Genomic DNA, 16,069 nt, shown 5'->3' on the forward strand with positions numbered 1-16,069 from the left:
GGATGGATGAAATGAATTATAAACATATTGCCGAACAAGCAACGATGCAATGCTTCTTGAATTGCTATATAAGAGAAACGGCCAATTATAAGCTAATCGAAAAGAAGAATGCACCCGATGCCTTAGCTAGCAGACTAGTAGATCGTCAGGAAGTAAAACAAATCATTGATTGCGAATTACCAAGCCAAGGCACTCACTTGTATATTCCATTAAAATATTGGTCGATTACAGGGCGACATATTTTTTCGTTTCCAATCTATTATTCTCTTTCATTTGACAGTAATCAACTAATTGAACTTGATTATGTCAAGCTAACAAGATTCATCATCAAAGAGTTGGACGTGAAAGCAGGGACTGCAGCTAGTGAGTTAGAAAATCATGACGAATTGCTGACGCGAGTCATGTTAAGCTGCAAAAATATCGAACAATTTATTCAGGTGCGCGATCAAGATCAAGATCACCTCTATGATCCTGATATGAGTTTCATTGAAGCAGAGCAAGCATTATTATTTGGTCACTTATTACACCCAACACCGAAGAGTCGTCAGGGTATATCTGAAAAGGATGCTCCTCTTTATTCACCAGAACTGAAAGGACAGTTCCAATTACATTATTTCCGTGTTCATTCGTCGATAATTAAGCATGGATCAGCCTTAAAAGACACAGCTATTCAGCTTGTAAAAGAACAATTACTAGAAGATCCTCATGTAACAAGTGGCTTTAAAAGGAAGTATTGTCAAGCAGATGAGTATGCCCTACTTCCGACTCACCCGTGGCAAGCCGAATTTCTTATGCGGAAACCAAAGGTTCAAACACTGATCGAGCAAGGATTAATCGAGGATGTTGGAAGGGAGGGACGCGCTTTTTATCCCACTTCTTCTATTCGGACCGTGTATCATCCGGAAGAAACGTATATGTTGAAGTTTTCGTTAAACGTGAAAATCACAAATTCTGTACGTGTTAATAAGAATATGGAGCTTGAAAGAGGGGGAGAGGTTAAGAGACTGCTCGATGGAAAGATCGGTGAGGACTTGAGAAACCATCACCCCAATTTCAAAGTTATATGTGATCCCGCTTTTATGACCGTTCACATTGAGGGGGAACAAGAATCTGGCTTTGAGGTGATTTTAAGAGAAAACCCATTTTCTGTACAAGATGCATATAATGCCACTCCAATTGCTGCGCTATGTCAGGATTCAATTGATGGACAGACGTCAAGACTAGCAGAGATTATCAAACAATTAGCGGAAAAGGAAGGGCGATCAACCGAAGAAGTGAGTGTGGATTGGTTCCGCCGTTACCTCGATCGATCCTTGAAGCCAATTATGTGGCTTTACTTAACGTATGGGATTGCGCTTGAGGCACATCAACAAAATAGTGTGGTCCAGTTACGAGACGGTTATCCCGATCGGTTCTTTTATCGAGATAATCAAGGATACTATTTTTGCGAGTCTTATTATGAGAGGCTTAATCAGCTTTTGCCAGGGATTAGCGAGAAGAGTAACACCGTTTGTTCAGATGCGATTGCAGATGAGCGTTTACGGTACTATTTTTACTATAATCATTTGCTTGGCTTAGTTAACGCGTTTGGTGTAGGCAACCTTATTGATGAAAGGAAGCTACTCGTTGAGATCAAGAAAGTATTAGAACAAATTGAAGTCCCAGCAGAAAGTTCATCACAGCTCATTACTAGCTTACTTACCTATGAAAAGCTGCCGTGCAAAGCAAACTTACTAACTCGTTTTCATGACATGGATGAGCTAACGGGTTCACTCGAAACGCAATCGGTGTACGTTGACATCGATAATCCTTTGGCACGAAAGGAGTTGGTTACGAGTGAAGCTTATTGATCAAGAGACTCGTTATGAGATCTCATTTCGGCAAGTCAAGCTAAAAGAGGATTTGGAGCGCTTACACCATTGGCATCATCAAGCCCATGTCATTCCATTTTGGAAGCAAAACATTCCTCTTTCTGACTATAAAGCGCATTTACAAAAGCTTTTAGATGATCGTCATCAGACTTTGTATATTGGCTTTGTCAACGGTGAACCGATGAGCTATTGGGAATGTTACTGGGCCAAAGATGACATTATTGCAGATTACTATCAGGTTGGTGACGAAGATCAAGGGATTCACCTATTGTTTGGCCCTGAAAAATTTTTAGGGAAAGGATTAGCGTTGCCATTTTTGCGGACGATGACGGCCTTTTTGTTTCAGCATGAGGCGACGGGAAAAATTGTCGCTGAGCCCGATATTCGTAATGAAAAGATGATTCATATTTTTGAAAAATGCGGCTTTGAACCCCAAAAGGAAATCGAGCTACCTAACAAACGTGGATTGCTCATGTTTTGTGAGCGGACAAGCTTTTTTAGGAGGTGGAAGGATGTCAACTTCAGTGAGCAACTACATGTATGATGTCATTGGTGTTGGGATTGGTCCTTTTAATCTCGGCTTAGCGGCGTTAGCGGAAGAAAGCACAGAAGTAAAGTCGCTATTTTTTGAACAGAAGCCTCATTTTGAGTGGCACGGGGGGCTTCTTATTGAGGAAACGACCCTTCAAGTCCCGTTTTTCGCGGATGTTGTCACGATGGCTAATCCGAAGAGCCGGTTCAGTTTTCTCAATTATTTACATGAGCATGAACGGTTGTATAAGTTCTATTTTCTTGAACGATTTCACATCCCAAGAAGGGAGTATAACCATTATTGTAAGTGGATTTCAGAACAAGTAACAAACTGCTGCTTTGGCAAAAAAGTGACAGCGATTCAGTGGCAAATGGATTTTGCTGAAGTGAGCTGGTTTGAAGGCGAACTAGACAGTCATAACGGGTACTTTAAAGTCGAAACAGAGGACATGGAAACAGGGGATGTTGACTACTATTATTCTCGTCATCTTGTCATTGGGATTGGCAGTGCACCGTATATTCCAGATAGCATGTCTGGTCACTCTAGAGAAAATCTGTTTCATTCGGCTGAATTTTTACAAAATCGCGAGCGATTACGTCAGGCAGATTCGATTACGGTTGTCGGTTCGGGACAAAGCGCGGCTGAAGTCTTTCTTGAACTGTTAAGAGAACAGCACCTTTATCACTATCAATTGGATTGGTTTACGCGGTCAAAAGGCTTTTTTTCAATGGAATACTCAAAGCTTGGTTTAGAGCATTTTTCACCGGATTATACGAGTTATTTCTATCAATTACCACAAGAAAAAAAAGACGAGCAGCTCCCGAAACAAGACTTGCTGTATAAAGGAATTAGCGCAACGACGATTTCCGATATTTATGATGCCCTCTATGAATATTCTGTCGGAGGAAAGACTCCTCTTGTTCGTTTGCTTGCGAAAACAGAAGTAGCAGATGTGAAGGAAATCGACGATGGCGTAAGTACGAAGTATCAGTTGCGATGCAGTCAATGGGAGCAGGGGCAAACCTTTACACATGAAAGTGAGATTGTCATAGCAGCTACAGGCTACCAGCATTCTATTCCGAGGTTTCTAACTGATCTGCACTCGCTTATTCGGTGGGATGAAAAAGGGCGGTATCTTGTAGAGGAAAATTATCAGCTTACGCTTAACGAAGATATTGCCAATAAAATTTTTATTCAAAATGGAGAGATGCATACCCATGGAGTCGGGGCACCAGACTTGGGACTCGGGGCTTACCGGAATTCCATCATTATAAATCAACTCGCGAATCGGAACGTGTATCCTATTTCGAAGCGTACGGTTTTTCAGCAATTTGGAGTTTTGTAAATGACTTCTTTCAAAGCGATCCAAACCATGTTATGTTTCTTAATTTTCTATTTCGTGTATACAGATGTGGCATTGTCACCCTTTTATCCTCAGTTCTTTGACAAAGTATTTGGAATTAATGATTTGGGATATACGGCTTTTTACATTTTTATCGCTCGTTTAACAGTTGTCATCGCCGTTTCGGTTTGGGGGGTACTTTCCAAATATTTTGAAGTGAAGCACTTGTTGTATGTTGGGCAATGGATGTCAGCTGTCATGTTAGTTGGAATGGCAGCAGCACAAGGTGAACAGCAATTTTTATTGTTTACAGTTTTCCTGTTAATCGGAAAAAGCAGCTTTTTTCTCATTTATCCTTTATTGATTGAGCTAAACGGAGAGGGGAAACGATCTCGGGTTGTTGGAACGTACCATATGCTCTTTCATGGAGCGATCATCTTAGGGACGTTATCAGGAGCATGGATCATCAAACTTGAAGATCCGTTGCTTTTATTTTACGGGTTAGCTGTGATAGAGGTCGTCATTTGGTTTTTTTGTTGCATAACATTTCGAACACTATCATCAAGGAAAAAAACGGTACCTACTAAACATGTGGTTCAGTCAGGAAAAAAGCAATTCCGTTTTTTAGTGACAATCGGTCTGATCATCTTTGCCTTTCATACAGCGAACAATATGATCCGTCCTTACTTTGCAACGTATACGATTACTGATTTTCAGCTTTCGTTAGTTGAGAGTAGTATTTTATTTATGATTCCAAGTGTAATGGCGATCATTGCTTATCCAACTATTCGAAAAGTCTGTTCACCGGAGAGACTTTCATTTGTTTTTTCGTTCGCTATAGGAGTCTTAGCTATAAGTCTTGTGTTACAGGGAATGACTAGTAGTTTACTTGTTTTATGTATTGGAAGAGTTTTTTACGGTTTTTTTCTTGCGATTGCACAATCTGCACTTGAACTTTACTTATTTCAGAAAAGTAGCAATCAGCTACAGGTTAACTATACGATCGCTTCATCGTTTCAAAATGCAGGTTTGCTCGTCGCACCATTGCTCGCTTCAATGTCCGTTCATTCATATAGCTTAGCAACGCCTTTAGTTTTTGCTGGAGTCATTTGTTTGCTTACACTGTTTGCAGCACGTCTAATGATTTTTAAAGTCCGAAAGCCACTAGTTAAGGATATAGATGCTGCGTAATAATAATTAAAAATATTGGAGAGTGAAATTATGCAAAATCGTAACTATATACAAGAAATATTGAAGCCTGCAATTTGGGATCAAGTTAGTCTAAACTTAGTAGCAAAAATGATCTCAGAATTTATGTACGAGGAGATTATCCATCCTGAGGTTATTGAAGAAACAGAACGTTGCACCGTTTATCAGCTTGTCCTCAAAGACAAGGAGAGGGGTCAAGAAGTCCGCTATCAATTTGAAGGAAAAAGCCGTTTAATGGACAGCTATAAAATTGACTCAGAAACGATTCGTTGCTTGAGAAATGGAGAATGGGAAAAAGGCAATAAACCGATTCAATTTATTTTAGATATTCAAAAAACAGTCGGGATGAAGTCTTTGACAACAGCCCATCTTATTAAAGAATATAACAACACCTTATTAGCAGATGCCCATATTTTACAGAAAAAAGAGCAGCTAAGTGTGGAAGAGCTAGTCGCTATGGATTATGGAGAATTAGAAGGAGAGATGGAAGGGCATCCATGGATTACATACAACAAAGGACGAATTGGATTTGATTATCAAGACTATCTTTCTTATTCACCAGAACAAAAAAAGCAAGTGAAGCTTTCATGGGTAGCCGTTCATAAGGATTATGCTACCTTTCATTCTGTTTCAACAGTAGATTATAAAACGTTACTTCAAGCAGAGTTAGGGAAAGAAAAGCTAGAGTATTTCTTGGAGCTTTTAAAAAGGAAAGAGGTAGAATCTGTAGATTACATTTTTCTACCAATCCATGAATGGCAGTGGAATAATACTATCATTCAGTATTTCCCAGAGGATATCGCTCAAAAACGAATCATTCCTCTTGGGGAGGGAGATGATAATTATCTTCCGCAGCAGTCGATTCGGACGTTTGTGAATACAAGTGACAAAGGCAAACATCACGTTAAATTACCAATGAGTATTTTAAATACGTTAGTGTACCGTGGTCTACCTGGAGAACGAACCGTTGTCGCACCAATCATCACCGAATATATTCACAGCATCCGTGATCAGGACTCATTTTTACGCGATGAATGCCGATTGATCTTGCCGGGAGAAGTGGCTAGTGTAAACTATGACCATCCATATTATTCAAAGCTTGTGGGAGCACCTTATCAATGTCTAGAAATGCTAGGTAGTATTTGGCGTGAGAGCATCTACTCATTTTTGGAAGAAGGAGAACGTCCGATCACATTGGCATCCTTGCTTTATGTTGATAAAGCAGGCAAGCCATTTGTGGCATCCTTAATTGAACGGTCGAAATTATCGGTTGTTGAGTGGATAGAAAGGTTATTTAGCGTAACATTGCCGCCGCTGCTGCATTATCTTTATCAATATGGAACGGTGTTTTCGCCGCATGGACAAAATACTGTTTTAGTGTTAAAGGATTATGTCCCACATCGTTTAGCGATGAAAGACTTCGTTGATGATGTCAATGTTAGTGACGAGCCCCTTCCTGAACTACAACAGTTACCGGAGGATTTAAAGCCTATTCTTCGCAGTGAAGGGGCAGAAGGGTTATGTCAATTTATTTTTACGGGGCTTTTTGTCTGCCATTTCCGTTACTTAGCAGATATTTTGGATACTTATTATGAGTATGATGAGGAAAGATTTTGGCTCTTACTAAGAGAAACAATCCTCGCATACCAAAGTCGGTTTCCAGAACTTAAAGAAAGGTTCCAACTGTTTGATTTGCTGAAACCGTCTTACACGAAGCTATGCTTAAACCGTAATAGAATGATTGAGTATGGCTACGAAGATGATGACGATCGCCCACATGCATCTGAATTTGGTAACGTACAAAATCCGTTGCATTTTGTAGCTAATAAAGAAAGAGTAACTTCGTAAGCGAGGTGAAAAGCAGCCTTACTCTGATATTCCATTGGAGTAAGGCTGTTTAAGTTAACCTTATCTTACAATCCCTTCTTTTCGAAGCTTAAAGTGAATCCATAGTTCTATCACTATTAGATTTTCAACGCGCAGCCCTCTATAGCAATTTTCCTAGCAAGATTTTCTTACCATTTATACCACAACTATGAAAAGTGCCAACTTTCTATTTACTATTTATAGAATAGTTGGTACTTTTTTTGAGGAATCGGGACAGGGAAGGTGTCAAACTTTCTAGGTTCAATTCAGAATCTGTCCATGATGACCCTTTAAAAAAAGGTCTATATTTCGTGTTGCGAAATATAATAGTTGAGATATACTTATATACAGGGACCATATATAAAGGAGTGCGAACGTTGTTAAGTAAATAAAAAACTAGCCACTTAAACTGAGTTTATAAAGGTTGAAGATTTGATTAATTAGGGGTTTTTTATATGGAAAATAAAGAGAGTTATAGTAAAGTATTGATTGCTGGATTATTACTCATAGGGTCGTTTATTGCTGTTTTGAACCAAACACTCATGATTACAGCGATTCCGCCGCTGATGGTAGAAATGAACATCACGGCAAATACGGGGCAATGGCTAACGACCGTTTTTATGCTTGTGATGGGCATCATGGTACCTATTTCTGCTTTTTTAATTGAAAAATTTACGACAAGACAGCTTTTCTTATCGGCAATGGCAATCTTCACGATTGGAACTGTAATCGCGGCCATGGCGACAAATTTTCCTATCTTACTTACAGGCAGGATTATTCAGTCGATTGGAGCAGGGGTCATGATTCCATTAATGCAGACGGTGTTTTTATTTATTTTCCCTGTAGAACGACGGGGAGCAGCTATGGGGTATATTGGTCTTGTGATCTCATTTGCACCAGCGATCGGGCCGACGTTGTCTGGATGGGTGATCACGAATTATGAGTGGCGCTATTTATTTTATGGAATTATCCCTTTAGCGCTGCTGATGTTGGTGTTAGCATATTTTAGTATGAGGAATGTGACTGAGCTAAAAAACCCGAAAGTCGATCCGTTTTCGATTGTGTTATCTACTTTTGGTTTCGGGGGACTTTTGTACGGGTTCACTAGTGCAGGGAACAATGGCTGGGGGAGTCCACAAACGATATTCTTCCTAGCCCTTGGAGTGTTAATGATCTACTTTTTCATTAAGCGCCAGCTTGGATTGTCCCATCCGATGCTGGAATTCCGTGTTTTTAAGGCGCGTATGTTTACTCTTTCTACCATCATTTGCAGTATCGGCTTCTTGGGTCTCATCGGGCTTGAGACACTGATTCCATTGTATATGCACAATATGCGTGGATTTACGGCAGTAGAGGCGGGAATTGTCTTACTTCCTGGAGCATTGATCACAGGTTTCATGGCTCCCATTACAGGAAGAATATTTGACCGATATGGTGCACGGTTGTTGGCAATTCCTGGTTTAATTATCATGACGATCTCCACCTTTGCTTTTCTTTTCATTGATACAACTACATCCATCTTGTATTTAGCTGTGATGTATGCGATTCGTATGTTTGGTTTCTCGATGGTGATGATGCCTGTTAATACAGCAGGGCTCAATCAAATACCAAGAAAATTGATTCCCCATGGGTCAGCGGTTACGAATACGGTGCGCCAGATGTCAGCGTCTATTGGAACTGGGTTACTTGTAACAACGATGACAACGGCAGAAAGGGCTGGAGCTAATGTTCCTCAGATCGTGAATCCTGATATATTTGGAGCCATTATCGCATTTGGGATGATTGGTGTATTGACGTTAGTGGCGTTGATTCTTTCCTTTAAAGTGAAGAAAACTTATCCACCGACGGATGAAGAATGGGAGGTGGAGGCAGGTTTTAAAGGAAAAGGTGTGGGTTCAAAAATAGCTAATGAGTGAGTTGACGATTGTAGCTGGGGGAGACTCTGGCGGTGCTGTTATAGAAAAGCAAAGTGTAAACGTCTTGTTTATTTAACCATGTTCGATAAGAAAGTGTAAACAGCTCAATCCTAGTCATTTTCTTGAGGAGATTTCAATTTATAGGAGACACCTCTTCTATTTGGTTGTGTGTTTGGTCACACATAATAAGCCAAATGAGAGGTGTTTTTTCCATTCAATTAGTATTTTGACAACTACATTTTTATTCTTATGAACTAGGCCTTGATATTTATCGAGTTGAGTTATTAATTCAAGTTAATTTCCCTAGGCTAGTTCTCTGAATTTTCTAGGTGAATGGCTTGTGAATTTTTTGAAATTACGATTGAATGACCTCAGGTTATTATAACCGCAATTTATAGATATCTCACTAATCGACTGATGACTATTTTTTAACAGATAACAGGCTTGTGAAGTTCGATATTGATTCAAGTATTCAGTAAAGCTCAAGTTTGTCATTTGTATAAAAAGTTTAGACAGGTAGGTATAATCGTATTGTAATTGTTTTGCTATTACTTTTAACGTACAATCCTCACTATAATTCCTATCGACATATAGGAGAATTTTATGTAATACTTCCGTTTTTGTTGAGTGTTCTACGGGAAGAAATTCAGTATTATAGACCAATGTACCGCAAATATCATACAGGAAACTTTTCTGCCTATAAATAGAGTCTAGTTTATCTAAATCGAAGGCTTTCCTTAAGTGAATCACATTATTTTCTGGGACATACCCCTTATATTTCATGAAAAAATCTCCAATTAATTCAGGTGAAAAGATAACGATGGAAATGTTGGAATGGTCCATGGTTTTAAATTCATGCATTTGGTTATTAAAAATGAATGCGATATCATTTTTATTCATCACATATTCTTTTTGGTCAATACTTACTAGTAATTCTCCTTCATTAATAATGATGAGTTCATAAGCTCTGTGAAAGTGAAGAGGAAAGGTAAAATTAACTAGATTAGAAGAGCGAAAGAATTCTTTTTCTTCAACTCCGTGATGTTCAAAAAAGCCCACTAGCTTCGCCCCCTTAAAACAAACACTAATATTGTCTTACATTATACTATATTTTGAATAGAACTAAACTAAATTTTTCTCCTATAATGAAGCTAGTTCTAATATAAAAAGGAGGAAGTATAATGGCCTTTGAATATCATGTAGCAAAAAATGGTTCAGATCATGCAGAGGGAACAAAACAGAATCCATTCTTGACAATCAATAAGGCGGCTTCTGTTGCTCAAGCAGGAGATACTGTTATTGTCCATGAAGGAGAATATCGAGAATGGGTGAAACCGAAGTATGCAGGATTAAGTGAATATAGAAGAATTACATATAAGGCAGCTGATGGTGAAAAAGTTGTCATTAAAGGATCCGAGCAAATTCAAGATTGGGAACAGATCGAAGGAACTGTCTGGAAAGTTGAATTACGAAATGAACTTTTCGGAGATTTTAATCCATACAAAGAAGAGATTTTCGGGGACTGGGTTGTGTATAATCCAGGAAGACATCTAGGTGATGTTTATTTAAATGGCATGTCCTTTTATGAGGCAGAAACTTTTGAACAGTTAAAAGATCCAGAAGTGAAAACAGAAGTGTTAGACCACTGGACAAAGTCAGTTGTTCCTGTCCAAAATCAAGAACAAACAAAATATGTTTGGTACGCAGAAGTAGATGAATACAATACAACCATCTATGCTAATTTTCACGGAGCAAATCCTAATGAAGAAGTAGTAGAGATTAATGTACGTAAAGCTTGTTTTTATCCAGATCAAATTGGAATCAATTATATTACGGTTAGAGGTTTTGAAATGGCTCAGGCGGCAACTCCATGGACTCCGCCAACAGCTGATCAGCCAGGATTAATCGGGCCTAATTGGAGTAAAGGATGGATTATCGAGGATAATAATATCCATGATGCAAAATGTAGTGCAATCAGTATTGGTAAAGAAGCTTCAACGGGTCATAACTATCGCAGTATTCGAAAAGATAAGCCAGGCTATCAATATCAGCTAGAGTCAGTCTTTTCTGCTAGACAAATTGGTTGGAGTAAAGAAAAAATTGGTTCCCATATCATCCGAAATAACACAATCTATGATTGTGGTCAAAATGGTGTGGTAGGTCATCTAGGTTGCGTATTCAGTGAAATTTATAACAACCACATTTACAATATTGCATTAAAGCGTGAGTTTTATGGACATGAGATTGCAGGCATTAAATTACACGCAGCAATTGACGTTCAAATTTATGACAATCGTATTCATGACTGCTCGCTAGGAACATGGTTAGATTGGCAGACACAAGGTACAAGAGTGAGCAGGAATCTGTTTTATAGAAATAACCGTGACTTGTTTGTTGAAGTTAGTAGTGGTCCATATATTGTTGATAACAATATTTTAACTGCAGACTATGCGTTAGATAACCATGCCCAAGGTGGAGCATATATTAATAATCTAATTCGAGGGAAAATGGTTCAACGCAAAATGCTTGATCGTGCAACACCATATCATGTACCACATAGTACGGAGATAGCTGGCTTTGCTCCTGTGTATGGTGGAGATGATCGATTCTATAATAATATCTTTATTGGCGACGATTCTATGAAAGTAGCTGGTTCCTATGCAGAAACCCCTGCAGAGTTAACAAATGAATATGTTGGTACTGCTCACTATAAAGGTTATACAACTTCACTTGAGGAATACATCGAGACAGTGGATCAAGAAGGTGGTGACCATCGTACATTCCATCAAGTTGAGCAACCGGTATATATTAATTGTAATGCATACTATAATGGTGCAGAATCGTTTGAAAGAGAAAATGAAAGTGCTGTAGCGGATAACTTTAATCCAGAAATAACAATCATCGAAGAAGGAAATGAAGTTTATCTTTCAATTGGGCTTCCAGAAGATTTCGAGTCATTACTAGGAGAAATTCAATCTACCAAAACTCTAGAAAGAACACTTATTGTTGATGCAGAATTTGAAAATCCAGATGGAAGCGAAGTAATCTTGGATAAGGATTTATTAGGAAAGCAAAGGCAAGAAAAGAGTGTGTTAGGACCACTTGCTAATTTGCAAGCAGGGAAAAATTATATAAAAGTCTGGGGATAAAAGTTTTCGGAAAAATGGATGAAAGGGTGTGTCCCAAAAGGTCAAAACTGGACCTTTTGGGCACACCCTTTCTCGACATTTTTGAGGGTATTCTTTTAGATAATTATCTGCTCTGTATCTACACCTTTCTCTAATTTAAAGCTTACTTTTTTATCCCCACAGACAAGGTCATACTCCCCAAGGAATCCTTCAAATGAAACGAATCCGTTGTCATCTGTTTGACGGATAACATTTGTATTCCAGTCTTCTTTGATAAGTTTCTTTACTACTTCATAAGCTGGTTTTGGGCTATTATCTTTTCTGAGAAAGCCAGCAGGGGCACCCAGCCATGCGCCAACATCGCTGAATGACCATGTTGTAATGGCTTCTACGAGAGGATGTTCAAATAGAATTGAATACATTTCTTCTACTTCTTTTGCTTGACGTTCCTCGAATTCTGGTGTTGATGGCCATTCTGTGACCTGGTAATCATTCAGGTCTACAATGTCAGCTGGCATAAGATGTCCAGATGTTAACGTATTTTCTGTAAAGTGTATTGGTAGACCAAAAGATGAAAAGCGATCTAATACTTGTTCTAGTTTCTCACGGCCCCAATAGCCTTGGTGTTGGTGGGATTGAATCCCAATGGCATCAATTGTAACACCTGCATTGAGGCAGCCATCTATTAAGATTTCATAGTTGATCGATGTATTAAAGTCATTTAATAATAATGTAGCATTAGGGTTGAATTCACGTGTTTTTTCAAACATCTCTTTAATGATTCCAACACGGCTAAGGTCTCTAGAAATTCTAGTAATCCCATTATCGTACTTATCAAAGATTGGCATGATAACCACTTCATTGATCACGTCCCACGTATCGATTACCCCTTTAAAATCTGATACATCACGTTCAATTCGATCAAACTGTGCTTTTAAAATTTCTTCATTGCTCATATCTAGGAGCCATGGAGCGGTAAGGGTGTGCCAACAAAGGGGATGGCCTTTCACTGTAACATTTCTTTCTTTTAACCACTGCGCAGCCGTTTTTAATTCGTTTGTGCGTGGTTTTCCTTTTTCAGGCTCGAACAATGCCCAATAGAAAGGTAGTGTAGCAGAGTTAAAAACATCTAAAAACTTATCCAGTTGTTCTTCTAAAAATACCAATCTGTCTTCAGGTACACTTTTGTTAGCTACTTCGATAGCATCAAAAATACCGCAGCCAAATAAGAACTTATGATTTGTCTGTTTTAAAGACACCTTTTTACCTGCAATTGGATTCCCTGTTTCATCGATCAGTTTAATTGTCTTGTTCGTCTTACGGTGAGCCAAATTATTTACGCTCATGACATCCTCTCCATTTTTTACATTTTAAAGTAAGCGTTTTCTAGTTATATTTTACTTGAACATGGTGGAACAGGGGGACAGGAAAGGTGTCCCACTCTTTGAACATAAGGCATGGTTAGATACTAGAAGAGGAATTAAGGTTGTATGAATAGAAGAAATACAAAGCGTTGAAAGAATGGGGATGCGAAATTGGGTAAAGAATTGTTGAAGTTGTTGAAGGGACAAAGAGGACAGGTTGAGATCAGAGGGGAAAGGATAGATGTCCCTTTAATCCCTATGGCACTAACACTTTATCAATAACATGGATTACACCATTGGATGCTTTAATGTCTGGTGTCACGACATTGGTATCATTAACTTGAATAGGGTCAAGTGAAATTTTCACTTCTTTCACTGCTAATGTTTTGACATTCATCCCGTCTTTCAAGCTATCGGACATGACTGTACCCGGGACCACATGATACAGGAGAATTTCTTTTAGATCTTCTCTTTCTAATAGTTTATCTGCTGTGATGTTTAATTCTTTTAACAGCTTTTCGAATGCTTCATCAGTAGGGGCGAATACAGTAAATGGAGTTGAAGAAGCATGAAAGTTGATTGCATAAATCTGGAGGGAATTTTTATAAAAATGAATAAATTGAAATGGTTCTTGTATTTTAGTGCTGTATTATTGATACTGATTCCGATACTAATAGTTGCGATGTCTGATGTTTCATTCAATTCAACCTTTAGTAATACAGTAATAAGTATAGCGTTAATATCAGTCATTCTTGGGAAGACGATTACAATACTTCAAAAGAGAAAAGAAAATAAAAGTTCTGCATCAGATATTGGAGCAGTTATCGGATTATGCATCATATTATTCGTCAGGCTTATTTAACAAGATTAGTAGTTTTTTTATGATATGTCTTAAAACAAGGGAGCGAGAACGAAACAACAGCTATCACTTATTTTACTTACGAATAGTTAATTACCAAGTGAAATTAAAATGAAAAAGCTATGTCAGAGGAGAAGTGGATGATATGCACTGTTTTTGTGAGCAAAAAGAAATCTATGAATTAAAAGTTGAAGGTGATGTTGGAGCTGACCCTATTTGGTGTAATCAATGTGGTTGCAACTTTGATTTAGAAGATATCGCGATTTCAAATGAGTTAAAAAATGAATTAATGGAATGGGCGATTAAATACGGTGAGTGGATTAATTGGGATATAGATAAATTAATTCTAAATGGTATTGAAATGGAAGAGGAACATAATAAACAAGGTGCTAAATTAACGGAAAAAGTAAGGGAAGAACTTAGAGGAAAATACAGAATAATATTTTCCCCTTCAACAATGGCAAGAACTTATGCAAATAAAAATTTTATAACGCTTATTAACGTTGAGCATTATTATAGTAACGACCATATAGCAGTTGTTAAATGGAGTGAAAAATATGAAACATATTGAATATACTAACTCTAGTAACTGGATATATGTATAAAATAAGAAAAATCATTGCGTACAAATTAGAAGTGTTGGGAGACATATCATTTTGCTTTTATCAAAAATAATAGACTACTACGCTTTACATAATCTACATAAAAAAAGAAGTGAGGAATTTCAATTTTCACCTGTGACTGATTTTATCCCTAAAGTAGAGGAGCGAGAAACCTTTTACATGGTTGACCCTTCAGACCTCAATATTGATATACATGAAATGGTACAAGATTATAGCATCGGAGGATTTCGTGCAAGAAGTTCCATTCTATCTAATGATTCGCATAATGATTACTTAGGTGGAGAAGTCTTTTTACATGAAAATCAAGACTCTCCTAACGTGGTTTTTGTTCATGGGTGGCGTTCAACTTCACTAGACCGTATTAAGAATATCTTTCATCACCGTATGATGGGGGAGATGAAGTGGAATATGTATTATTTCACGTTACCTTATCACTTTCAACGGGAGCCAAAAATTTCTAGTTATAGCGGAGAATTGATGATTAGCGCGGATATAGAAAGAACTCTACAAGCTGTTAAACAAACGATTGTTGACTTGCGGACACTCATTCAATGGCTAAAGAAGAATAAAAAAGGTCCTGTCATCGTTATCGGTGTGAGCCTAGGCGGTTTTATTACAAATCTAGTTTCTACCCTTGAAGACCAAATGGATATGCTTATCTCCATTTTTTATTCGAACCGTCTTTCCTATTCGATATGGAACACCATACCTGGAAAATTTATTCGAGAAGACTTAGAACGACATGGAGTTCACTATCGTGAATTAGAACAATATTGGAAAATTACTGAACCGAGTATAGCCGCATCTAAAATTAACAAGGATAACATCTTACTGATTTCTGGAAAGTATGACCAATATATTCACATGGAAGATGCTACCTACTTGTGGGAGTCGTGGGGAAGACCGAAACGGCTTATTTATCCTTGTGGGCATGCAGGTATCGTTTTTAAACGAAAAAGAATTGAAAAAGACACTCTATCTTTTATTCGAAACCGAATATAGGGACAGAGGGGACTTGAAAGGTGTCCCAGTTTCACTTTGATCATATAAATTGGGACAAGGAACCTGTCTCTGATGCCCAATTAACGACAAAAGCAGTTGAAAAGTTCTTCATAAAGCCGATGAACGACAAAACAAGTCGGAAATGCAAAGTAAATGTCCTTCATGAGTTGTTTTAGGGTTAGCGTAGTCTGGCTTGAGGGATGGATCATGTTAGAATATTGCTCCAAGAACGAGCGTAGTAGTTGAAAAGATAGTAGGTTAAACAGTAAGCGTGATGAAGTAGGTATGTGGTTAGAACATAAAGAGTGTGTGTTTCATCGAGTATTTCTTGTCATGAGGAATGCTTTTTTCTTTGTC

At 38.1% G+C, this 16,069-nt stretch carries 13 protein-coding genes; 10 read left to right on the forward strand and 3 right to left on the reverse strand.

The window, feature by feature from the left end:
• Positions 1 to 2 precede the first annotated feature (2 nt).
• From SAY88_RS10525 to SAY88_RS10550, 6 genes are all read left to right on the forward strand, one after another.
• Entirely contained in the window at positions 3 to 1,850 is a 1,848-nt protein-coding gene (locus SAY88_RS10525; protein ID WP_431308856.1) for an IucA/IucC family protein, read from the forward strand.
• Positions 1,837 to 2,415 carry a GNAT family N-acetyltransferase gene (locus tag SAY88_RS10530; protein ID WP_332631654.1) on the forward strand — a complete coding sequence of 193 codons (579 nt, stop codon included), beginning with the start codon at positions 1,837 to 1,839 and terminating at the stop codon, positions 2,413 to 2,415. Before SAY88_RS10525 ends, SAY88_RS10530 begins: the two co-directional genes overlap by 14 nt.
• Positions 2,384 to 3,748 carry a lysine N(6)-hydroxylase/L-ornithine N(5)-oxygenase family protein gene (locus SAY88_RS10535; RefSeq protein ID WP_332631657.1) on the forward strand — a complete coding sequence of 455 codons (1,365 nt, stop codon included), beginning with the start codon at positions 2,384 to 2,386 and terminating at the stop codon, positions 3,746 to 3,748. Before SAY88_RS10530 ends, SAY88_RS10535 begins: the two co-directional genes overlap by 32 nt.
• Positions 3,749 to 4,936 (forward strand): MFS transporter, encoded by a 1,188-nt coding sequence (locus tag SAY88_RS10540; protein ID WP_332631659.1) that lies wholly within the window; start codon positions 3,749 to 3,751, stop codon positions 4,934 to 4,936.
• 30 nt (positions 4,937 to 4,966) lie between these two features.
• Entirely contained in the window at positions 4,967 to 6,802 is a 1,836-nt protein-coding gene (locus SAY88_RS10545; RefSeq protein WP_332631660.1) for an IucA/IucC family protein, read from the forward strand.
• 473 nt (positions 6,803 to 7,275) lie between these two features.
• The gene (locus SAY88_RS10550; RefSeq protein WP_332631662.1) at positions 7,276 to 8,736 is read left to right on the forward strand and encodes an MDR family MFS transporter; all 1,461 of its coding nucleotides are present in this window, start codon (positions 7,276 to 7,278) and stop codon (positions 8,734 to 8,736) included.
• A gap of 303 nt (positions 8,737 to 9,039) precedes the next feature.
• On the opposite strand, the gene SAY88_RS10555 is transcribed toward SAY88_RS10550, so the two are convergent.
• A complete protein-coding gene (locus tag SAY88_RS10555) occupies positions 9,040 to 9,795 on the reverse strand; it encodes an AraC family transcriptional regulator (RefSeq protein WP_332631664.1) in 756 nt (251 codons plus the stop codon).
• Between the two features lie 122 nt (positions 9,796 to 9,917).
• Here SAY88_RS10555 and SAY88_RS10560 point away from each other — a divergent pair, with 122 nt between their 5' ends.
• The gene (locus SAY88_RS10560; RefSeq protein ID WP_332631666.1) at positions 9,918 to 11,885 is read left to right on the forward strand and encodes a right-handed parallel beta-helix repeat-containing protein; all 1,968 of its coding nucleotides are present in this window, start codon (positions 9,918 to 9,920) and stop codon (positions 11,883 to 11,885) included.
• A gap of 95 nt (positions 11,886 to 11,980) precedes the next feature.
• Here the strand turns inward: SAY88_RS10560 and SAY88_RS10565 are convergent, their stop codons facing one another.
• Both SAY88_RS10565 and SAY88_RS10570 read right to left on the reverse strand, forming a co-directional pair.
• Positions 11,981 to 13,210 carry an endo-1,4-beta-xylanase gene (locus SAY88_RS10565; protein WP_332631667.1) on the reverse strand — a complete coding sequence of 410 codons (1,230 nt, stop codon included), beginning with the start codon at positions 13,208 to 13,210 and terminating at the stop codon, positions 11,981 to 11,983.
• A gap of 274 nt (positions 13,211 to 13,484) precedes the next feature.
• Positions 13,485 to 13,865, reverse strand: coding sequence for a fasciclin domain-containing protein (locus SAY88_RS10570; protein ID WP_332631762.1), 381 nt, complete (start codon positions 13,863 to 13,865; stop codon positions 13,485 to 13,487).
• A gap of 367 nt (positions 13,866 to 14,232) precedes the next feature.
• On the opposite strand from SAY88_RS10570, the gene SAY88_RS10575 reads away from it, so the two are divergent.
• The 3 genes from SAY88_RS10575 (at position 14,233) to SAY88_RS10585 (ending at position 15,888) form a co-directional block, all read left to right on the forward strand.
• Complete coding sequence (locus tag SAY88_RS10575) at positions 14,233 to 14,658, forward strand: hypothetical protein (RefSeq protein ID WP_488803296.1); 426 nt, start codon at positions 14,233 to 14,235, stop codon at positions 14,656 to 14,658.
• 85 nt (positions 14,659 to 14,743) lie between these two features.
• Positions 14,744 to 15,712 carry an alpha/beta hydrolase family protein gene (locus SAY88_RS10580; protein ID WP_332631671.1) on the forward strand — a complete coding sequence of 323 codons (969 nt, stop codon included), beginning with the start codon at positions 14,744 to 14,746 and terminating at the stop codon, positions 15,710 to 15,712.
• Positions 15,713 to 15,732: 20 nt separating this feature from the next.
• Positions 15,733 to 15,888, forward strand: coding sequence for a hypothetical protein (locus SAY88_RS10585; RefSeq protein ID WP_332631673.1), 156 nt, complete (start codon positions 15,733 to 15,735; stop codon positions 15,886 to 15,888).
• Positions 15,889 to 16,069: the final 181 nt, after the last annotated feature.

It is taken from the genome of Halalkalibacter flavus, assembly GCF_036663575.1.
Lineage (GTDB): Bacteria > Bacillota > Bacilli > Bacillales > Bacillaceae_D > Halalkalibacter > Halalkalibacter flavus.

What these genes read in the sequence shown, in the direction of transcription:
- SAY88_RS10525 (WP_431308856.1), top strand. Translation starts at nt 3, where the DNA reads ATGGATGAAATGAATTATAAACATATTGCCGAACAAGCAACGATGCAA.
- SAY88_RS10535 (WP_332631657.1), top strand. Translation starts at nt 2,384, where the DNA reads ATGTCAACTTCAGTGAGCAACTACATGTATGATGTCATTGGTGTTGGG.
- SAY88_RS10575 (WP_488803296.1), top strand. Translation starts at nt 14,233, where the DNA reads ATGCACTGTTTTTGTGAGCAAAAAGAAATCTATGAATTAAAAGTTGAA.
- SAY88_RS10565 (WP_332631667.1), bottom strand. Translation starts at nt 13,210, where the DNA reads ATGAGCGTAAATAATTTGGCTCACCGTAAGACGAACAAGACAATTAAA.
- SAY88_RS10545 (WP_332631660.1), top strand. Translation starts at nt 4,967, where the DNA reads ATGCAAAATCGTAACTATATACAAGAAATATTGAAGCCTGCAATTTGG.
- SAY88_RS10550 (WP_332631662.1), top strand. Translation starts at nt 7,276, where the DNA reads ATGGAAAATAAAGAGAGTTATAGTAAAGTATTGATTGCTGGATTATTA.
- SAY88_RS10540 (WP_332631659.1), top strand. Translation starts at nt 3,749, where the DNA reads ATGACTTCTTTCAAAGCGATCCAAACCATGTTATGTTTCTTAATTTTC.
- SAY88_RS10560 (WP_332631666.1), top strand. Translation starts at nt 9,918, where the DNA reads ATGGCCTTTGAATATCATGTAGCAAAAAATGGTTCAGATCATGCAGAG.